The following is a 20,891-nucleotide window of genomic DNA, read 5'->3' as shown; positions in this document are numbered from 1 at the left end:
CTAAATATTGTCTATGTTTGCATAGTTAATGAAGCGTAAATGCTGCGAACTATCCGCAGATAAAACGGAACAACAGCTTTTTCCGATTTATCACCGACAGGTCGAAACCGGTCGGCAACATCAGATTTCCAGCAGCAGACGGGTCGGGTCTTCCAGCAGTTCTTTGATCGTTACCAGGAAGCCGACGCTTTCACGCCCGTCGATTAACCGGTGATCGTAAGAAAGTGCTAGATACATCATCGGGCGAATCACCACCTGACCGTCAATTGCCACCGGGCGCTCTTTAATCGCGTGCATGCCTAAAATGGCGCTCTGAGGCGGGTTAATAATCGGCGTGGACATTAAAGAACCGAATACACCGCCGTTGGTAATGGTAAAGTTGCCGCCGGTCAGATCATCTACTGTCAATTTACCGTCACGTCCTTTTTCCGCCAACACTTTAATTGCTTTTTCAATGTCCGCCATACTTAGCTTGTCGCAGTCGCGCAATACCGGCGTAACCAAACCGCGTGGCGTAGATACCGCAATACTGATATCAAAATAATTGTGGTAAACCACATCATCACCGTCAATAGAAGCGTTCACTTCCGGATAACGTTTGAGCGCTTCTACCACAGCTTTAATATAAAAGGACATAAAACCTAAACGAGTAGCATGCTGTTTCTCGAATTTTTCACCGTAGGTTTTGCGCAATTTCATGATCGGCTGCATATCCACCTCATTAAATGTGGTCAGCATAGCGGTGGTATTTTTCGCTTCTAGCAGGCGTTCTGCAATGCGTTTGCGCAATCGGGTCATCGGCACCCGTTTTTCATCTCGCTGAGCAAGCGTAACGGCGGAATCCGCTGGCGCTAGCACGGCTGCCGATTCCTGCTGTTGCGCGGCTTTCTGCGCGATTGCTCGTTCAACATCCTCACGCGTGAGACGACCGCCGACACCGCTGCCTTTAATATCTTCCGCATTCAGTTCATGCTCAGCCAGTAAACGGCGCACGCCGGGGCTGACTGCATCGCTGTTGGTTGGTTCAGAAGTCAGTGTCGCGGCATAGCGATCCGCCGGTGTTTTTTCCATGCTCTGCACGGTATCTTTCGTTACTCCGCCAGCAACCGCCAACGCCGATACCTTGCCCAGCAACTGTTTGCTCACCACCGTCGCCCCTTCCGGCTGCAGAATGCTTTGCAGCACACCATCTGCTGCCGCCGGAACCTCCAGCACGACTTTATCCGTTTCGATTTCAACCAGAATCTCATCGCGTTTAATGGCATCGCCGACTTTTTTATGCCATGTCACCACAGTAGCATCTGCCACAGACTCGGGTAAATCGGGGGTAATAATCTCAAAATCGCTCATATTCTGTTCCTTCTTGTCAAGTTTGTGAAAGTGCGGTGATTTTTACCGCACTTTTATCAGTTAAGCCAGTGCTTCAGCCACTAAAGCCTGTTGTTGTTCATTATGCAGGGACATATAGCCGACCGCCGGCGATGCGGAAGCCGGACGCCCGACATAACGCAATTTACCCGCCTCCGGCAAGGACGTCACAAAATTATGCTGACTGCAATACCATGCACCTTGATTTAACGGCTCTTCCTGACACCAGACATAATCCGTGACGTGGTTATACGGTGCCAATGCGGCTTTCATTTCTTCATGAGGATAAGGATAAAGCTGTTCGACTCGGATAATCGCCACATCCGTCTGCGCATTTTTACGGCGTTGCTCCAGTAAATCATAATAGACTTTGCCAGCACACAGCACGACGCGTTTGACTTTTTTCGGATTAAGCGTATCGATTTCACCGATGACATTCTGGTATTTGCCCTGTATCAGTTCTGCTTTTGATGATACGGCTAACGGATGTCGCAATAAGGATTTCGGCGTAATCACCACCAACGGTCGGCGCACCTTGCGCAACATTTGACGGCGCAGCAAATGATAAATCTGTGCCGGTGTCGAAGGCACGCAGACCTGCATATTCTGCTGCGCACAAAGCTGTAAATAACGCTCCAGACGCGCGGAGGAATGTTCCGGCCCCTGTCCTTCGTAACCGTGCGGCAGCAGCATTACTAACCCGCACATTCTGCCCCATTTCTGTTCACCCGAACTGATAAACTGATCCATCACCACTTGCGCCACATTAGCGAAATCGCCAAATTGTGCTTCCCACAAGGTTAAAGTGCGCGGGGTCGCGGTAGCATAACCGTATTCGTACGCCAGCACCGCTTCTTCCGACAGCACGGAATCCCAAACTTCAAAATGCCCCTGCTGACCGTGCAGTTGGGTTAACGGAATATATAAGGTGCCGTCTTTCTGGCTGTGCAACACCGCATGCCGATGGAAGAATGTACCGCGCCCGCAATCCTCACCGGACAGGCGCACATTGTAGCCTTCATCCAACAAAGTCGCATAAGCCATGGTTTCCGCCATGCCCCAGTCAAACGGTTTTTCGCCGTTTGCCATTAATCGGCGATCATCATAAATTTTCTTCACTCGGGCGTGCAGCGGATGAGTGGACGGATATTTGCAGACTTTGTTCGCTAACCCATCAAAGCGCTGAGCATCAATACTGCTTTCATATTCCGTCCATTCCTGACTGAGGAAGGTTGTCCAGTCCATTGCCTCCATATCCATTTCACGCCATTCCGACACCACACAATCGCCGTTATCCAAGGCATCACGATAATTATTGACCAGCTCTGTGACATATTCTTCGTCAACCACGCCATCGGCAATCAGACGATCGGCATAGACTTTACGCGGGGTCGGGTGCCGTTTGACTTTTTCATACATCAACGGCTGAGTCACCGACGGTTCATCCGCTTCATTATGCCCGTGGCGCCGGTAAGAAATCAGATCAACAAAAATATCACGTTTAAATTTAACCCGGAATTCCACCGCCATACGCGCCGCATAGGCTACCGCCTCCGGATCATCGCCGTTGACATGAATCACCGGCGCTTCGATCATTTTCGCAATATCGGTGCAGTATTCGGTGGAGCGGGTATCATGCGGATTAGAGGTGGTAAAGCCGATCTGATTGTTGATCACAACCCGAATCGTGCCGCCGACAGAATAACCGCGGGTTGCCGACATGTTCAGGGTTTCCTGTACCACGCCCTGTCCTGCCACCGAGGAATCGCCATGTACCGTAATCGGCAGCACTTTGCTGCGTTCGTTGTCTGCAATCCGGTTTTGGCGCGCCCGCACCGAACCGAGCACGACCGGATTGACGATCTCCAAATGCGACGGGTTAAACGCCAACGCCAAATGTACAATGCCGTTATCGGTCATAAAATCCGAGGAAAAGCCCTGATGATATTTCACATCGCCAGTACCGTTGCCATGATGTTTGCCGGCAAACTCATCAAACAGCTCCGCCGGTTTCTTGCCCAGCACATTGACCAGCATATTCAACCGTCCGCGGTGCGCCATCCCCATCACAATCTCGTTGATGCCGTTACGCCCACCGTGGCGGATAATTTCTTTCATCAACAGAATAAACGCATCGCTGCCCTCTAAAGAAAACCGTTTCGCACCGGGGAATTTGGCGCCGAGATAACGCTCTAATCCGTCTGCGGCGGTCAGCTCCTGCAAAAACGTGAGCTGTTCTTCTTTTTTAAACAGCGGTTTATTCAACAGATTTTCAAGTTTACTCTGCAACCAAGTACGCGCTTCCAGATCATTGACGTGCATAAATTCCAGCCCGATGGTGCTGCAATAAGTGTTTTTCAGAGCATAAGCCAGATCACGCAGGCTGATTTTTTCTTTATTATATACATAGCCGCCGATATCAAATTCTTCGTCCAGATCCGCATCGGTAAAACCGTAAAATTTATAGTCCAGTGTCGGGGCATCCATCCGCTGCCAGAGTTTAAGCGGATCGAGATCCGCATGCAGATGACCACGGTTACGGTGTCCGTTTACCCATTGCAGCACTTTAACCAGTCTGGCGCTGACGTTCGGGTCAATAACTGTCGCGCCGTTTTGCGATTTATCGCGCGCCAGCCGTTTAAAATAGTCACGAACCGGGGTGTGAGGTTGTTCAAGTGCGGTTGATTTTGGAAGAGAATTAAAGATTTGTTGCCAGCTTTCATCGACGGAATCCGGATCTCGGAGATAATCCTCATAAAGCTGTTCCACATAAGACTGATTGGCGCCGCCGAGCGCGCTGGAAGCTAACCATTCACTGATTGGGTTGTTTTGTTTCATTGCGACCACCTGATTCGATTAATAGCGATATAGGGTGTAAAACCGTATTCAACCTATTATACATAGGATTCGGTAATAAACACGTTCTGTTTTAAGTTGAATAGTTACTCGGACAATTAAAAAACAAATTTCTCCGATAATCAATAAAATCACTTAACAAATAATTAACATTTTTTCTATTTTTTGATCTCCCTCTCATTTTTAAAAATAACATTTATTTAACAAATAAATTTTTGCAAAATTATAAAGACAGTCGATAAATAACAGGTTATATTGAACAGAACACAAAAAATGCACCTCTATACAAACACAACATCAACTTTACTATTAAACGATTAAGAAGGAATATCCTATGACTGAATTAACTGCAAAACTTTCTCTCAGCGACGGTCGTGAACTGAATCTTCCTGTGCGTCAAGGAACGCTCGGTTACGACACTATCGATGTGCAGCAATTGGTTAAAAATAAGTTATTTACGTTTGACCCGGGATTTATGTCCACCGCCTCCTGCGCCTCGGAAATTACCTACATTGACGGCGACGAAGGTATTTTGCTGCATCGCGGCTACCCTATCGCCGATCTTGCGCAAAATGCCGACTACCTGGAAGTGGCGCACTTACTGCTATTCGGTGAACGTCCGAATGCCGAAGAATATAAAAATTTCGTTCAACTGGTGCGTAAACACACGCTGGTGCATGAGCAGATTTCCCGTTTCTTCCACGGTTTTCGCCGCGACTCACACCCGATGGCGATTATGTGCGGGGTAAGTGGCGCATTGGCGGCGTTCTATCATGATTCACTGGATATTAATGATATCGAACACCGCGAATTGACCGCCATTCGTTTATTGGCGAAGATGCCGACGCTGGCGGCGATGTGTTACAAATATTCTATCGGTCAACCGTTTATGTTCCCGCTCAATAAACTGTCTTATTCCGGCAACTTCCTGCACATGATGTTCGCCACCCCTTGTGAACCTTACGAAGTCAACCCGGTGCTGGAACGCGCCATGGACAGAATCTTTATCCTGCACGCCGATCATGAACAAAACGCCTCCACCTCAACCGTGCGTACCGCCGCTTCTTCTGGCGCCAATCCATTCGCCTGTATCGCGGCGGGAATCGCCTCTTTATGGGGACCGGCGCACGGCGGTGCCAACGAAGCCTGTATCAATATGTTGGAAGAAATCGGCACCGTTGATCGCATTCCGGAATATATTGCGCGAGCAAAAGACAGAAATGATCCGTTCCGTTTGATGGGCTTCGGTCACCGCGTATATAAAAATTACGATCCGCGCGCTAAAGTGATGCGTAAAACTTGTCACGAAGTGCTACAGGAACTCGGCATTAGCACGCCATTATTTGAAGTGGCAATGGAACTGGAACGAATCGCCCTAAGCGATCCATATTTTATCGAACACAAACTCTACCCGAACGTAGACTTCTATTCCGGCATTATCTTAAAAGCCATCGGCATTCCGACCTCAATGTTCACGGTAATGTTTGCACTGGCAAGAACCGTCGGCTGGATTGCGCACTGGAAAGAAATGTTTAAACCGGGCAATATGAAAATCGTTCGCCCGCGTCAGCTTTACGTCGGTCATACCCAACGTCCGTTTGAACCAATGGATAAAAGTTAAGTAAAACTCCACAAAAAAATACCGCACTTTTAATCGTGCGGTATTTTTTATTCCTCAATCATTCATTAATAACTTAAATGCGGTGCAATTTGTTCGGCGGTTTTACGACCAATTCCCGGGATTTTGGATAAATCCGAGGCAGATTTAATTTTGCCGGTTTTATTGCGGTATTCAATAATCGCTTTCGCTTTTTCTTCACCGATACCGGATAATTTTTGCAGGGTCGCAGAATCGGCTTTATTAATATTGATTTTACGTTTTACCGTAACGGTTTCTTTCTTCACTGCCGAACCATGATCAGTGACAACTTTTTTGACGTGCGTAGTTTTATCCACCGCACTGGAACGGACTTTTTCCACCGACTCCGATTTCATCGTGCCGGTTGTTTCTTTCATTGTTCCGGCTTTATCCTGTACATGCTGCTTTGCGGTTTGCATGTTGCCAAGTGTTTCCTGCTTCATAGTTTGAGTGGTATTTTTTGCAGCATCCTGCATTGGATTTTCCGTAGCGAAAGACAGTGCGGATACCGCCAATCCGATACTTAATGCCAGTACTGATTTCAATAATTTCATATAAGCTCCTTAGTCATTAAACAGTAACAAACTTGTAACCTTAGACTCACAAAATTCTTATTAGTTCAATTCATTAACAATTTTAACCGCACTTTATAGTAAAAAAACAGGCGATTTTTATAAATAAAAAATAAAATATTTCTTAAATTCATTAATAATTTATAAAAAAATAAATAAGCCGAATATTTCCATAAAAATTCGTTGCAAGCTGTATCAATCTACTGTATATCTTTACTTTGTCTGTAAGAAATTCCGACACAACACCTCATCATCATTCTTAATTCTCAATAGGAGCAACAATATGAAAAAATTACTAAAATTCTCTCTTATTGCCGGAATGGCTGTTACTGCGTTTTCCGTTCAGGCGGAAGATAAATTCGTGACTATCGGAACCGGCGGTCAAACCGGTGTGTACTATGTCGTGGGGCAATCTATCTGCCAGCTGGTTAACCGCGATACCGCCAAAACTCAGATTAAATGCAACGCCCCATCAACCGGCGCATCTGTGGCCAACCTGAATGCTATCGCCGCTCATCAAATGGAAATGGGTATCGCACAATCCGACTGGCAATATCATGCCTATAACGGCACCGGCTCCTTCGAGGGGAAAAAGAATGACAAATTACGCGCCGTATTTTCACTTCATCCGGAACCCTTTACACTTATGGCACGCGATGACTCGGGCATTAACAGCTTTGATGATCTGAAAGGCAAGCGTGTCAACGTCGGTGATCCGGGCTCCGGCACTCGCGCAACGATGAATGTCATTTTAGCGGCAAAAGGTTGGAGCGATAAAGAATTCAAAGTCGCCTCCGAGCTGAAACCTGCGGAAATGGCATCGGTTATGTGTGACAACAATTTAGATGCAATTACCTATAATGTCGGTCACCCGAACGGAGCGTTAAAAGAAGCTGCGGCATCCTGTAACACACACTTGGTACCGGTTTCCGGAGAAGCCATTGACAAGCTGGTCGCCGATAATCCTTACTATGCTAAAGCAACCATTCCGGGCGGTTTATACAAAGGCACTGATAACCCGGTTGATACCTTCGGAGTGTATGCCACCTTAGTAACATCCGCCGATGTGGATGACGAGCGCGTCTATGCAGTGGTAAAAGCGGTGTTTGATAACTTTGATCGCTTTAAACGCCTGCATCCGGCATTTGCTAATTTGAAAGAACAAGAAATGATCAAAAACGCCCTATCGGCACCACTGCACGACGGCGCAGTACGCTATTATAAAGAACGCGGTTGGCTTCAATAACGCTTATCGTTGTTTCGGGCAGGTTTCGCCTGCCCTTTTCTGTTTAATAAAAGTATTATTTTTTCATTAATATCATCGTTTTCGGGAGAACTTATGTCCGTAAAATCCAAAACCGTCGATTATGATGATTTGCAGGATATCGTCGCGTCTAATGATTCCGGCGGTCGTAATCCTACCGGATTAACCAAAAAGCTGATCATTATTACTGCAATTTTATGGTCGATTTTTCAACTTTATTACACCTCGCCGCTGCCATTTTGGCTACAGGAAGTGATCCGCCACTGGGGCTGGAATTTGAATGTGGTTATTGACGATACCAAAGCGCGTTCCATACACTTGGCATTCGCACTGTTTCTGGCCTATCTCGCCTTCCCCGCATTTGCGGCGTCCCCCAAAAATCGAGTACCCTATCAAGATTGGCTGTTCGCCGTGCTGGGCGCATTTTTAGGTGCATATTATATTTTCTTTTACGAAGGATTAGTTACCCGTTTCGGCGCACCAAATACACAGGATATTATTGCTGGCTGTCTGGGCATCATTCTTTTACTGGAAGCCTGCCGCCGCAGTCTGGGATTACCTTTAGTTATTATTGCCATCGTATTTCTGCTGTATAATTATTTCGGTCAGTATCTGCCAAGCAATTGGATCATCAGCCATCGTTCGGGTTCACTGTCACAAATCATCAATCAGCAATGGGTCACTACCGAAGGGGTGTTCGGCGTCGCACTGGGTGTTTCAACCAAGTATGTATTCCTGTTTGTATTATTCGGTGCGTTGCTGGATAAAGCCGGCGCTGGCAATTATTTTATCAAAACCGCGTTTGCTTATTTGGGCCATTTACGCGGCGGTCCGGCAAAAGCCGCCGTAGTCTCTTCCGGCTTGACCGGGTTGATTTCGGGTTCTTCCATTGCCAACGTGGTCACTACCGGCACATTTACCATTCCAATGATGAAACGAGTCGGATTTTCTGCCGAAAAAGCCGGTGCGGTGGAAGTCGCTTCATCGGTAAACGGACAAATTATGCCGCCGGTGATGGGTGCAGCCGCTTTTTTAATGATCGAATATGTCAATATGCCGTACAGCCAGCTAATCGTTCATGCGGCATTGCCAGCGCTGATATCCTATATTGCGCTGGTATATATCGTGCATCTGGAAGCGTTGAAGATGAATCTGCAAGGTCTACCGCGCACAGATCCGCCAAGTTCGCTACCAGTGTTGCTGTTGAAAATCATTACCTCTATTCTGGTGGTAATCGGTTTAGTTATTGCGGTTAATTTTTCTCTCGGTTGGATAAAACACCTCACCCCGGACTATGCGTTTTTCATTGTGTGCGCCATTCTTGCGCTGATTTATCTCGCCTTGATTCGTCGCGTGGCAAAATTTCCCGATCTGGAAATCGATGATCCGAACGCACCGGTTATGCGCCTGCCTTCCGCCAAACCGACGGTAAACGCCGGACTGCACTTTTTAATTCCGGTCGTGATCCTGATTTGGTGCTTAATGGTCGAAATGTTATCACCGGGGCTTTCCGCATTTTGGGGCATTACGGCACTGGCAGTGATTTTAATCACCCAGCGACCGCTGCTGAACTATTTCCGCCGCCAACCCGTTAGCATCCAACAATTTTCCGAAGGTCTGCACACTTTTATTCAAGGATTGGAAACCGGCGCACGTAATATGATCGGCATCGGGATTGCCACCGCAACCGCCGGCATCATTGTCGGCGTAGTCTCCTTAACCGGCTTCGGTGTCCAGCTTTCCGGCATTATTGAAGTGCTGTCCATGGGTAATATTGTCCTGATGCTAATTCTGGTCGCGATGTTCAGTTTAATCCTCGGTATGGGGCTGCCGACCACCGCGAACTATATCGTCGTCTCTTCGCTCATGGCATTGGTCATTGTCGAAGTAGGAAAACAAAACGGTCTCATTGTGCCGCTTATCGCCGTTCACCTGTTTGTATTTTATTTTGGTATTATGGCAGATGTTACACCGCCGGTCGGACTTGCCTCCTTTGCCGCAGCAGCAGTTTCCGGCGGCAATCCGATAAAAACCGGTATGGTGGCATTTTTCTACAGCCTGCGTACTGCGATTCTGCCATTTTTGTTTATTTTCAATACCGATTTATTGCTCATCGATGTCGGTTGGGTTAAAGGTACGCTGGTTGCCGTGGTTTCCACCATCGCCATACTGGCATTCACGGCCGCGACCATGAACCATTTCTTTGTGAAAAATAAATGGTGGGAAACACTGGGGCTGATTATTGCCGCATTCATGATCTTCCGTCCGGGATTTTTTATGGAATATATCTCACCCACCTCACATCATGTCGCGCCGGTGAATTTCGTGCAGGAACTGGCAAACACACCGGCAGGAAAGACGGTTACCTTGAAAGTTGCTGGCGTCAATCCTTACGGCAAACAAATCGAGTTCTATTCAGAGCTTGAAGTGCCTGAAGGCGCAACGGGTGAGGAACGCCTTAACGCGTTAGGCTTAACCTTACTAAATACGCAGGAACAGATCGAAATCGACGGTAACCGCACCGATAAGATCATCATTGATATGGTGGAAATTGACTCGCCAGCGGCAAAAGCCGGATTAAACTGGGATCAAACCCTGCTTGACGTTGCGTTACCGCTGATTGCGATGCCGAAAGAATGGATGTTTATTCCTGCGCTAGCGATTATCGCCGCCCTCGGCTGGAATCAACGCCGCAGAGCAAAAAAATTGTAAAAAAACCGACCGCACTTTTGCCCCGTGCCAAGTGCGGTTCATGACTTCTAAGGATATGCTATGTATAACAAACTACTGATTGCCATTGATTTGAGTAACCTAACCAGCGCGAAATATGTGGTTGATACGGCGTTGAAACTTACCGGCAATAATCCCGATACAATTTACCGCGTGGTTACGATTATTGAACCGATTGATGATAGTTTCGTCTCCGCATTCTTACCGAAAAACTTCGATAAGTCGGTGATTGAAGAAGCCAACAAAGCATTACATGAGTTCACGCAGGCGAATTTTCCGAAAAATGCCAAAGTACAACACATCGTCGCCCATGGTACCATTTATGAAGAAATCAATCGAATCGCCGAAGAAAAATCGGTAGATTTGATCGTTATGCTCGCCAGCAGCAAACCGAATTCCAAAGGATTGAGCAGCAATACGGTCAAAGTTGCACGCAACGGCAACAAACCGATTCTGATTTTAAAATAATCGTCCATAATGCGGGAATAGCACGCAGATAACAAAGTGCGGTCAAAATTCTTTCGATTTTTTGACCGCACTTTTCAACTGATAAATTTCGCACCGGTAAAGATTAGCCGGCAGTCAGAAATGGGTTGTGTCGTTTTTCCTGTCCGATTGTGGTATAAGCACCGTGTCCGGCGATGATAATCATATCATCGCCCAAAGGGTATAATTTTTCCCGAATGGAATCTAACAGGGTTTGCAGATCGCCGCCGGGAAAATCCGTTCTGCCGATGCTGTTTTGAAATAACACATCCCCGGTAAATGCCACCTGCTTGCTATGTTCGATAAAACCGATATGCCCCGGCGTATGTCCTGGCAGCTGTAATACTTCCAGACGAAGTTGACCGACACGGATTATCTCGCCATTTTCATTCAACCAGCGATCCGGCAGAAAACGGTCGGCTTCAAACAACATACCGAATTTCTGCGACTGTTGCGGCAGGTTTTCAAACCAGTAAGCATCAGCCTGATTCGGTCCCCAGATATCAACCTGAAAATGCGCCTTTAATTTCGGCGCCGCGCCGACGTGATCCAAATGTCCGTGTGTGAGCAAAATCCGCGTTAAAGTCAATCCGAGGGCTTCAATCCGACGGATCAGTTTATCCGGCTCACCGCCCGGATCAATAATCGCTGCGTTTTTTTCATCATCCCAGATCAACGAGCAATTCTGCTGAAATCCGGTAACCGGAATAATTTCAATCTCCATATTATGTCCTTTTGTAGCCGATAAACAAAACCGCAGCAAACTGCGGTTTCGGTCAAAAATAAGGCGAGTTCTGTTCGTTAGCTGCCGCTCCAAGTCCGTACCGGGCCAGTATCCACATGGACGAAATTACTGCGTGGATAGTACCCCACACCGCCGTTTTTCAATCCTTCGGCGGCTTTTTTGACCTTCGCCAGCGATATGCCGTCAATGCGAAAATCAATGGCTTGCCCGCGCATATGATAGCTATTGCTGGCGACGCCTCGGCTATGACGGCGCATAGCGGCATTGCTGGCGGGAGAACGGTATCCGCAGATAATTTGAATTTCCGTGTTGCGTAGCCCCAGATTGCTTTGAATGCGGTAAAATTTAGAAAATAAATTCGGATCCATGCGATGAATCTGGTTATTACGCTTATCGCGCAACAGATAGTCCAATTTTTTTAAATGTGCGGAAGAAAATCCTTTACCGCTTCCGAATTCGGCGCTGAATTTATCGCCGGTATTGATATTTCTGAAACGGAGAATACGCGGTTTAGGGGTGGAAACTACGGCTAACACCGAATTCGGCAAGAGTGACGCGCCTAAAATAATGCCGCCGAGCGATAACCATTTGCGGCGATGCTGATTAATCTCATTCATTATATTCTTGACTCTAAATTTACAATTCTTTACTTACGGCAGCTATAATTACCATAAGTTAGAAAAAAGGTCAAAAAAATATCATTTTTTATGTCGAAAAACGTCATCAGCACCTTATTTAGCAACCTATAAAACAGGATTTAGCGCAAATATTTTTTTACCGTATGCCAGTTGATGTAACTTAAATTCGGCACCACATCGTAATCGTAAATATCCGGCAGCGTATGCACTTGCCCGTTGTCCACCCAGCGAGTGACGTAATATAAATAAACCGGATTGTCGGACTGAATATTCGCCCATGTTGTACGACGACTGTCTAGCACCTTGCGTTTTCTGTCTGCCGACCAACCAGCTTCGGTCAGCAAAATGGTCGCCAGCTGATCAGATTGTTCCACTCGGATACAGCCGGAACTCAAGGCACGGTCTTTCTGTTTAAACAAATTATGATTCGGCGTGTCATGCAGATAAATAGCATCAGAGCTTGGCATATTGAATTTATAATTCCCCAGCGCACTGTCACCCGGCGCCTGCCGCAAACGATAAGGGAATTTACTGCCGATGGTTTCCCAGTTAATCGAATACGGATCCACTGCATTACCTCGGGCATCTAAAATGGTATAACCGTTGCGCGCCACATAACTCGGATCCCGTTTGATTTTAGGCACCAGATCCTCATTAATTAAGCGGGTTGTCGGATTCCACGGCGGATTCACCACCACATTGTTTAATTTACTGTACATAACTGGGGTTTTGCGTGCTTTTTTTCCCACAATCACCCGCGAATCCAGAATTAAACGCCCGTCGCGGTAATAATTCAGTTTATAACTTGGAATATTGACAAAAATCCCGTTGTCAAAACTTGGAATTACTCGCAGCCGCTGAGCGTTAATGGCCAATTTATATACATCGGCAGGATTATTCGTTGCCGAACCGACAAGCAAACTCAGCTTATCAAGCGTTTGTTTATACAAATGATTGCTGCTGGATAACTGCGCCACAAATGCGGCGTTTTCATTATGCTTAACTGCACCGAGCCAGTCTTGAATCGTGTTTTCATCAGGCAGCGCCGGCTTATAGCCGTTGGCGGAATACAGCCATTTCTGTGCCGAATTCATGGCATTTTTGGCATAATACAGATAATCCAGAAAAGTGTCGGTCAACAGAATGTCGTAAATCAGCCCGCCGGTTTGTGCGGCGTTGTCGATCTGTTCTAAATTCTGTGCCGCTCTGCGGGAAATCCCGCTGGCGACAAGTGCGGCGTATTCATGCAGAAATTGTTTGCGTGCCGCCTCGTCTTCCCATAGCAAGACATAATCGTTTTGTGCATAAATTTTGGCGATTTCAGCTTTAAACTGTAATTGTCGGGTATCGATCACATCAGCCAGACGCTGTTCTGCCTGTTCTTGCTGTTCGGCATACAAGCGCGCTTCTTCCGCTTTTTTCTCTATCGCCAGTTGTTGCTCAATCGCCTTTTGTTCCAATGCCAGCTGCTCGTCTGTCAAAGTAATAAGTTCTTTGGCCTCGTTCAAGCCCGCCTGAACAATCGGTGCAGGATCAATCACTCCGCTTTTCGTCTCGGCGGCCGCACTGCCGAGATAAGCACAAGACATCAATAAAGTCGCCATATTTGCAAACTTGTATGAAGTCATTTTCAACATGCTGTGGTTCCTTAAAATTAACAAAAAAACTACCGCACTTTGACGTAATAAAAAGAACAAAGTGCGGTCAAAAAATGATTAGTTTTTCGCATCCGGTTGCGAACTTCGGGTTTTCTCGCTATCCATCTTTACCCAATCCGCCGCCATTTTTTCCGCTTCTTTCAGATAAAAATCCGGACCTTCATAATCTTTCGGCAAGCTGTCAAGGTCTTTCAATGGTTTCTTGCCTTCGCGCTTAAAGCGGGCGTTGAGATCTTTCAGCCGTTTCGCATCATCCTTATCATTTTCCGCCTTACGTTTGGCGAAGTTAAGGGATAAAAACTTGCGCTCGCGGCGTTCGTCACGAATTTTCAGATCTTCATTCAATGTAATGAATTCCGGATCTTTGGCAATCCGCGCGATGTGTTTTTCTTGCAGGGCGTCAACCGCTTGGCGCGCATGACCGGTTTCTGAGTAAGATGCCGGCGGCACTTTGTCCCATGGCAACGCATTATCTTCTTTTTCCTCACCGTTTTCTTTCGCATCAATCACTTCCGGGAAGGTAATATCCGGCGCAACGCCTTTTAGCTGGGTGCTGCCGCCGTTAATGCGATAGAATTTCTGTACCGTGTATTGAATCAACCCGAGCGGCGTCTGATCCAAATCATATACAAAATTCAGCGAACGACTTTGTTGGACAGTGCCTTTACCGAAGGTATTCTGCCCGATAATAATACCGCGGTTATAATCCTGAATCGCCGCCGCAAAAATTTCTGACGCCGAGGCACTGAAACGGTTGATCATCACCAGCAGCGGACCGGCGTAAACCTGTGCGGTATCCGGATCTTCATGAATACGAATGCGCTGATAAGCATCACGCACCTGAACCACTGGTCCGTCGCTGATAAACAAGCCGCTGAGTCCGACTGCTTCGGTTAAAGCGCCGCCACCGTTCTCACGCAGGTCAATAATTAGTGCGCGGGCTTTTTTCTCTTTTATTTCGCTCAGTAATTTTCTGACATCTTCGGTTAAGCCCAAATAAAAGCTTGGGATTTTAATCACTGCGATCTTTTCACCGTCTACTTTCTCAACGCTCAGTTTCGCCGCTTGATCCTCCAGACGAACTTTATCGCGAATCAAGGTGATAATGCGGGATTTGCCGCCTTTGGCGGGCTCAATTTCCAACCGAACTTTACTGCCTTTTTTCCCTTTGATCTTGTCAACGATATCTTCCAAGCGCCAACCCACTACATCTTCAATCTCGCCGCTGGCTTGCCCGATTCCGATAATCTTATCGCCCGCTTTAATCTTTTTGCTGCGTTCCGCCGGGGCGCCCGGTACTAAGGATTTAATCACGGTTTCATCATCTTCCGCCTGCAAGGTCGCACCGATACCTTCCAACGACAGATTCATGCTTTCATTAAAACTTTTCGCTGTTCTCGGCGCCAGATAGCTGGTATGCGGGTCAATTTCGCGGGCAAAAGCGTTCAGATAAATTTGCACGATATCATCCGCTTTGGTCTGGGTTAAACGACGAATCGCCAGATTATAGCGGTTAACCAATTTGCTTTTAATCTCCGGCCATTTCTTCTCTTTCAGTTTCAAACTGATAATATCGTTTTTAACCCGTTGCTCCCATAGTTTATTCGCCTCTTCTGCGGTTTTCGGCCAATCCGCCTTTTCACGATCAATTTCAATTTGATCATCATCGTTTAGACTTGGTTCTTTATCCAGCAATGATAATGCATATTTGTAGCGTTCGTAACGGCGTTTGCTCATTAAATCGTACATCTCGAAAGCAATGCCAAGATTGCCTTCGTTCATTTCGTCATCAATTTTATCGGCATATTTGGCACGCATTTCATCCACATCGGATTGCAGGAAAGTATTACGGTTAAAATCCAGACTTTTCAGATAACGATCAAACACTTTTGTGGAAAATTCATCATCCAGCTGAAATTTACGATAATGCGATTGGGTCAGACGTGTCGTAGCACGCTTGGTTGCCAGCATATTTTCTTCCGTCGGCTGTGGAATAATAATCTCCGTCGGTTTCAATTTAGGCGCCACCGCAACTGCCGGAGCAATATTAATAAATAAAGTACCTAGCGCTAATGCAGCTAAATAACCTTTTGTTTTATTAAATCTCATGTAAACTTTCCTGATTCAAGAAAAACGCAATACCATTGCTGACCTGTCCGTCGTCTCAATTTGCCCGACACGACATAATATTTTTAGGCGAACAGCCGATCTACCGTCACCGAGACGGTCAATCCGTTTTCTAGCGCAACCCGAGCGCTGTCTTTGTTGATTTCCAGCACAGTCGCCCGTTTGATGCTGTCGCCCGCTTTGACTTTTACTCGACTGCCTTTTTCCAGCGTACTCGGATCCACGGCGGACAAATTCGGTTTTACTTTGCGCGGCGCCTTTTTGCCAACCGCGTTATTCTGTACGCCCTGCGCATTGCCCTGACGGCGAAGAGACGGTTTTTTGCCGGCTTTCGGATTGGCCGCTTTTTCCGCTGCACGCTGCTGTGCAATCCGCGCTTTCGCCTCCGCTAGCTGGGTGGCGGCATGTTCGGCATGTTCCTGTTCAAGAATGCCGCTCGGCTCACCGTTTAATCCTACTCGCTCGGCGCCGGCTTTACAGCCGTATAAATAACGCCAGTTTGACGTATATTGCCGTAACGCATGGCGCAATTGGGTTTTGCTAACCCGCTCATCCTCCGCCAGCGCTTCCGCTAAATCCTGAAAGATACCGATTTTCAACGGTTTCGCCTCGCCTTCCAGTGAGAAGCACAGCGGGAATTTTTCCGCTAAGTAGGCAATAATTTCTTTGTTATTCGTTAATTTTTGAACATCTGTCATGGTTATATTCCTGCGTACAGCCATTTTTAAATAGAAAAACGAGCGATATTTTAGCGTAAATTACGCGACAATGACAATTCTTTGATCCGATAGAATCGGGATTTCATGCGAAATTAAACGGCTTTATTTGAAAAAAGGTCAACTCGGTATAAAATGCGGTCCTTTATTAAGAGAATTCACAGATAACAGCAATGGCAAAAGCACCGGTTCACTTACAATATGCAAAATACCACATCGCCGCCTGTCCGGACTGCGATGCCACGGTATCCGTGTCAGCATTGGCGCCCAACCAGTATGCCGAATGCCCGCGCTGTCATAATGTGTTAAGTTCCGGCAGTCGCTGGGGATTGCACCGCTGCGCCATGATCGCACTGTCTATTTTGATTCTGATGCCTTTCGCGCTGAATTATCCGCTGCTAAGCATCGATTTGCTCGGCACCAGAATCGACGCCTCGGTTTGGCAGGGTATCTGGAAAATGGCTACGCAAGGCTACCCTTATACTGCGTTCATGATTTTTCTCTGCGCTGTATTTATGCCTATTGCTTTCGCTGTGCTGGTGCTGTTGTTGCGTCTGGCGCAATTAATCGGGATCAAACCGCGTAAAGTCTTGCTGGCGCTGGGCTATATCAAACCTTGGGTAATGTTTGATGTTTATCTGGTCGCCCTTGGCGTCACCATGTTTAAAGTGCGTGAATATGCCACATTACAGGTGGATATTTATCTGATCGCTTTCGTTTTTACCGCTTTACTGACCACCCTGCTATTTATTAAATTGAATCTCAATGCGCTATGGAACGACTTTTACCCGCAACAGCCTCTACTCACCCGGATGCCGGCGCAAACGCCTTGTCTGTGTACGGAATGTCAATATACCTTTCGCCTACCGTTTTTTGATAAAAAACAAAGACCATTGTGTCCGCGTTGTTACAGCCGACTGGATGCGCCGCCGGCAATTAAATTACAACGCACTTGGGCAACCTTAATCGCAGGCATTATTATGATGTTTCCTGCCAATCTGCTGCCCATCTCGGTGATTTATCTCAACGGCGCAGCCTCTGCCAGTACACTCATGTCCGGCGTTATTTCATTTGTAGAATCAGGTAGTTACTTCGTTGCATCAGTGGTGTTTATAGCCAGTATCTTCATTCCTATCAGCAAAATATTTATTTTGCTGTATCTGCTGATTTGTGTACACTTTAACCTTAACCAGCCCATTCAGCGCCAAATGCGATTACTGCATATCGTCCATTTTGTCGGACGCTGGTCGATGCTGGATTTATTTGTGCTGGCATTAATGATGTCACTGGTTACCCGCGGACAGATTATTGATTTTTCAGTAGGTCCCGCCGCCTTTTATTTCGGTGCGGCAGTATTTTTAACGATGATTTCAGCCTCACAATTTGACAGTCGTTTACTTTGGAACATTTATGACAGAAAACAATCAAACTCACACTCAGCGGAATGATGATAAAACAATAACCGCCGCAATTCGCCAGAACAGACATATCTCACCGTTCTGGCTATTGCCGTTTGTTGCCTTATGTATCGGAGCAATTTTATTTTTCCAGATCGTACAGGAACAGGGCTACAGCATCAAAATCACCTTTGATAACGGCGACGGTTTAGTGGCAGATAAAACCCAAATCCGCTATCAAGGATTACAAATCGGTGTGGTGAAAAAAGTTAACTTTACCGAAGATCTGAAAAAAGTTGAAGTCATTGCCAATATCTACTCGGAAGCTAAGACGGTGCTACGCAAAAACACTAAATTCTGGTTAGTGCGTCCGACAGCGTCATTGGCGGGAATTTCCGGTATCGACGCGCTGGTTTCCGGCAACTATATTACGCTACAACCGGGAGACGGTGAGGCGGAAGACGAATTCATCGCCGAAACTGAAGGCCCAATTGCACAGGTTAACGACGGCGATTTGCTGATTCATCTGCTCGCCGATGATTTGGGCTCTATTTCTATCGGTGCGTCAGTCTATTTTAAAAAAATACCGGTCGGTAAAATTTACGACTATCGTTTCAGCAAAGATCAGAAGAAAGTCGAAATTGATGTGGTAATTGATAAAGCCTATACGCAGTTCGTCAAAAAAGACAGCCATTTCTGGAATGTCAGCGGCATCAACGCCAGCGTCGGGCTTTATGGCATGCACGTTAATGTGGACAGCCTTAATGCCGTAGTTCAGGGCGCGGTGGCGTTTGACTCGCCTAGCGACAGCGAGCCGGCGCAAAGCAACCAGCGTTATACCCTCTATTCCAATCTACAGGCGGCAAAACGCGGCGTGGAAATAGCAGTCTCCTTGCCGAATATGCCGGATTTGCAGGCAGGACAGACCAGCGTGTATTCGCAGGATGTACAAATCGGCGTGCTGTCGGAATTAAGTGCGGTGGAAAATAACGATAAAATTCTGACCGGCAAACTGCTGATTGACCCGCACAACGCCGATTTATTTAAATCCGGAACCCATATCGTACTGCGCAACCAAAAACCGAATCTGGGCGATATTACCAATGTGAAGAAAATTCTGCGCGGGCAGTATCTTGATGTCATTGCCGGCGGCGGAGACGCCAAAACGGATTTTACCGTTATCAAAGAAAGCGAACTGCTGCTCAAACAATCGGATACGCTGGTATTAACGCTCACTGCACCGGAAACCTACGGCATCAGTGAAGGTCAGGACATCTATTACAATAATATGACGGTCGGTCAAGTTGTCAGTCAAGAAGTTCATCCCGACGGTGTTACTTTCAAGGTAGCAATTGCCGGTGATTTTCGCTCGCTGATTCATCAGGATACCCTATTTATCGCCGCCTCTAATTTTGAGGTCAGTTTCGGCGTTGACGGTCTGCGCATGCAAGCCGCATCGCCGGAAAAATGGCTACAAGGCGGTATTCGTATCATCACCGGTAACAAACAGGGCGATGCGCGTGAAAGCTACCCGCTTTACAGTGATCTGAGCAACGCGGAAGCAGGCATTACCGGCAACCGGCTACAACCGAGCATTACCTTATCCACAAAAACTTTGCCGAGTATCAGCAAAGGTTCGCTGGTGCTTTACCGCCAGTTTGAAGTGGGTAAAATTCTGGATATTCGCCCGACAAACACTCATTTTCAGGTGGATGTCTTTATCTATCCGAAATATCAGGCGTTATTAACAGCAAAAAGCCTGTTCTGGGTCGAAAGCGCCGCACAAATTGATATTACCCCGAAAGGCATCAGCATTCAGGCCGCGCCGGTAGCGCGCTCGCTGAAAGGCGCCATCAGCTTTGATAACAGCGGTTCCGGCAGCAATAAAACCCTGTATCCGAACGAACTGCGCGCCAAATCCGCCGGTCAGGTGATCACGCTGAGTGCAGAAGACGCCACCAATCTCAGCAAAGGCATGAGCCTGCGTTATATGGGCTTAAATGTGGGGGAAATTGACCAGATTCGCCTGTCGAAAGAAAACAAAATTATTGCTACCGCACTGATTAACCCGAATTATATGAATCTGGTCGCCCGCGAAGGCAGTAAATTCCGCCTAATTTCGCCACAGATTTCCGCCGGCGGGATTGAAAATCTGGACAGTTTGTTACAGCCTTACATTGATATTGAAACCAACGGTGGCAACCGCAAAACTGAATTCCGCCTGGCGCAAGCCGTTCCGTCGAATAATAAATACGGCAACGGTTTTCCGCTGGTGTTAGAAACCGCTGATGCTACCAACATCACGGCGGGTTCGCCGGTTATGTACCGTGGCGTACAGGTCGGCACAATCCGTACGCTGGAACTGAACAATCTGGGAGATCGGGTATTCGTCCATATTTTAATTGCCGATAAACACAAACATTTAGTGCGCCGCAATTCCGAATTCTGGATCGCCTCCGGTTACGGCATGGAACTGGGATTAAACGGGCTGTCAATCAACACCGGCTCCATGCAGCAATTGCTGAAAGGCGGGATTTCGTTCTCTACGCCGTCGGGCACGGTGATTCAGCCGCAGGCAAAACCGAACCAGCATTTCTTATTGCAGATAAAACGACCGAAAGAGGCGCCAAGCTGGAATTCCGGCGTGTTGGAACATTAATCGCAAGGTCATTTTCACAGGCGAGCGCACGGCTCG

At 47.0% G+C, this 20,891-nt stretch carries 14 protein-coding genes; 6 read left to right on the top strand and 8 right to left on the bottom strand.

Annotated elements, in window-relative coordinates; genetic code table 11:
• Positions 1–120 precede the first annotated feature (120 nt).
• Both odhB and sucA read right to left on the bottom strand, forming a co-directional pair.
• On the bottom strand, positions 121–1,350 hold the full coding sequence (odhB, locus tag BN3349_RS04215) for a 2-oxoglutarate dehydrogenase complex dihydrolipoyllysine-residue succinyltransferase (protein ID WP_040976134.1): 1,230 nt from the start codon (positions 1,348–1,350) through the stop codon (positions 121–123).
• Between the two features lie 60 nt (positions 1,351–1,410).
• Positions 1,411–4,206 carry a 2-oxoglutarate dehydrogenase E1 component gene (gene sucA, locus BN3349_RS04210; RefSeq protein ID WP_040976133.1) on the bottom strand — a complete coding sequence of 932 codons (2,796 nt, stop codon included), beginning with the start codon at positions 4,204–4,206 and terminating at the stop codon, positions 1,411–1,413.
• A gap of 352 nt (positions 4,207–4,558) precedes the next feature.
• Between sucA and BN3349_RS04205 the strand changes: the two genes are divergently transcribed.
• Positions 4,559–5,845, top strand: coding sequence for a citrate synthase (locus BN3349_RS04205; protein WP_040976132.1), 1,287 nt, complete (start codon positions 4,559–4,561; stop codon positions 5,843–5,845).
• A 65-nt stretch (positions 5,846–5,910) separates the two neighbouring features.
• Here the strand turns inward: BN3349_RS04205 and BN3349_RS04200 are convergent, their stop codons facing one another.
• Entirely contained in the window at positions 5,911–6,417 is a 507-nt protein-coding gene (locus tag BN3349_RS04200; protein WP_040976131.1) for a ComEA family DNA-binding protein, read from the bottom strand.
• 301 nt (positions 6,418–6,718) lie between these two features.
• Between BN3349_RS04200 and BN3349_RS04195 the strand changes: the two genes are divergently transcribed.
• From BN3349_RS04195 to BN3349_RS04185, 3 genes are all read left to right on the top strand, one after another.
• Positions 6,719–7,681 (top strand): TAXI family TRAP transporter solute-binding subunit, encoded by a 963-nt coding sequence (locus BN3349_RS04195; protein ID WP_040976130.1) that lies wholly within the window; start codon positions 6,719–6,721, stop codon positions 7,679–7,681.
• Positions 7,682–7,774: 93 nt separating this feature from the next.
• Positions 7,775–10,411, top strand: a complete 2,637-nt coding sequence (locus tag BN3349_RS04190) for a TRAP transporter permease (RefSeq protein WP_040976129.1) — start codon at positions 7,775–7,777, stop codon at positions 10,409–10,411.
• Positions 10,412–10,471: 60 nt separating this feature from the next.
• Positions 10,472–10,897: a universal stress protein gene (locus BN3349_RS04185; RefSeq protein WP_040976128.1), complete on the top strand. Its 426-nt coding sequence runs from the start codon at positions 10,472–10,474 to the stop codon at positions 10,895–10,897.
• Positions 10,898–11,000: 103 nt separating this feature from the next.
• Here the strand turns inward: BN3349_RS04185 and BN3349_RS04180 are convergent, their stop codons facing one another.
• The 5 genes from BN3349_RS04180 to proQ all read right to left on the bottom strand — a co-directional run bounded on the left by BN3349_RS04180 (position 11,001) and on the right by proQ (position 16,781).
• The gene (locus BN3349_RS04180) at positions 11,001–11,639 is read right to left on the bottom strand and encodes an MBL fold metallo-hydrolase (protein WP_040976127.1); all 639 of its coding nucleotides are present in this window, start codon (positions 11,637–11,639) and stop codon (positions 11,001–11,003) included.
• A gap of 77 nt (positions 11,640–11,716) precedes the next feature.
• Positions 11,717–12,277: a peptidoglycan L,D-endopeptidase MepK gene (gene mepK / locus BN3349_RS04175; protein ID WP_040976126.1), complete on the bottom strand. Its 561-nt coding sequence runs from the start codon at positions 12,275–12,277 to the stop codon at positions 11,717–11,719.
• Between the two features lie 140 nt (positions 12,278–12,417).
• Entirely contained in the window at positions 12,418–13,926 is a 1,509-nt protein-coding gene (locus tag BN3349_RS04170) for a L,D-transpeptidase family protein (protein ID WP_503102585.1), read from the bottom strand.
• Positions 13,927–14,013: 87 nt separating this feature from the next.
• On the bottom strand, positions 14,014–16,065 hold the full coding sequence (gene prc / locus BN3349_RS04165; RefSeq protein ID WP_040976124.1) for a carboxy terminal-processing peptidase: 2,052 nt from the start codon (positions 16,063–16,065) through the stop codon (positions 14,014–14,016).
• A gap of 83 nt (positions 16,066–16,148) precedes the next feature.
• Entirely contained in the window at positions 16,149–16,781 is a 633-nt protein-coding gene (proQ, locus tag BN3349_RS04160) for an RNA chaperone ProQ (protein WP_040976123.1), read from the bottom strand.
• 191 nt (positions 16,782–16,972) lie between these two features.
• Between proQ and BN3349_RS04155 the strand changes: the two genes are divergently transcribed.
• Complete coding sequence (locus BN3349_RS04155) at positions 16,973–18,247, top strand: paraquat-inducible protein A (protein ID WP_040976122.1); 1,275 nt, start codon at positions 16,973–16,975, stop codon at positions 18,245–18,247.
• Positions 18,210–20,855, top strand: a complete 2,646-nt coding sequence (locus BN3349_RS04150) for a PqiB family protein (protein WP_040976121.1) — start codon at positions 18,210–18,212, stop codon at positions 20,853–20,855. Before BN3349_RS04155 ends, BN3349_RS04150 begins: the two co-directional genes overlap by 38 nt.
• Positions 20,856–20,891: the final 36 nt, after the last annotated feature.

The organism is Necropsobacter massiliensis, from assembly GCF_000827595.2.
In the GTDB taxonomy this organism is placed as follows: Bacteria; Pseudomonadota; Gammaproteobacteria; order Enterobacterales; family Pasteurellaceae; genus Necropsobacter; species Necropsobacter massiliensis.
This window is presented reverse-complemented; position numbering and strand designations above follow the sequence as displayed.

Excerpts from the sequence above, each read along its gene's own strand:
- BN3349_RS04170 (WP_503102585.1), bottom strand. The coding sequence starts at position 13,926 with ATGACTTCATACAAGTTTGCAAATATGGCGACTTTATTGATGTCTTGT.
- prc (WP_040976124.1), bottom strand. The coding sequence starts at position 16,065 with ATGAGATTTAATAAAACAAAAGGTTATTTAGCTGCATTAGCGCTAGGT.
- BN3349_RS04200 (WP_040976131.1), bottom strand. The coding sequence starts at position 6,417 with ATGAAATTATTGAAATCAGTACTGGCATTAAGTATCGGATTGGCGGTA.
- BN3349_RS04185 (WP_040976128.1), top strand. The coding sequence starts at position 10,472 with ATGTATAACAAACTACTGATTGCCATTGATTTGAGTAACCTAACCAGC.
- BN3349_RS04195 (WP_040976130.1), top strand. The coding sequence starts at position 6,719 with ATGAAAAAATTACTAAAATTCTCTCTTATTGCCGGAATGGCTGTTACT.
- BN3349_RS04155 (WP_040976122.1), top strand. The coding sequence starts at position 16,973 with ATGGCAAAAGCACCGGTTCACTTACAATATGCAAAATACCACATCGCC.
- BN3349_RS04180 (WP_040976127.1), bottom strand. The coding sequence starts at position 11,639 with ATGGAGATTGAAATTATTCCGGTTACCGGATTTCAGCAGAATTGCTCG.
- BN3349_RS04205 (WP_040976132.1), top strand. The coding sequence starts at position 4,559 with ATGACTGAATTAACTGCAAAACTTTCTCTCAGCGACGGTCGTGAACTG.
- BN3349_RS04190 (WP_040976129.1), top strand. The coding sequence starts at position 7,775 with ATGTCCGTAAAATCCAAAACCGTCGATTATGATGATTTGCAGGATATC.
- BN3349_RS04150 (WP_040976121.1), top strand. The coding sequence starts at position 18,210 with ATGACAGAAAACAATCAAACTCACACTCAGCGGAATGATGATAAAACA.
- proQ (WP_040976123.1), bottom strand. The coding sequence starts at position 16,781 with ATGACAGATGTTCAAAAATTAACGAATAACAAAGAAATTATTGCCTAC.
- sucA (WP_040976133.1), bottom strand. The coding sequence starts at position 4,206 with ATGAAACAAAACAACCCAATCAGTGAATGGTTAGCTTCCAGCGCGCTC.
- mepK (WP_040976126.1), bottom strand. The coding sequence starts at position 12,277 with ATGAATGAGATTAATCAGCATCGCCGCAAATGGTTATCGCTCGGCGGC.
- odhB (WP_040976134.1), bottom strand. The coding sequence starts at position 1,350 with ATGAGCGATTTTGAGATTATTACCCCCGATTTACCCGAGTCTGTGGCA.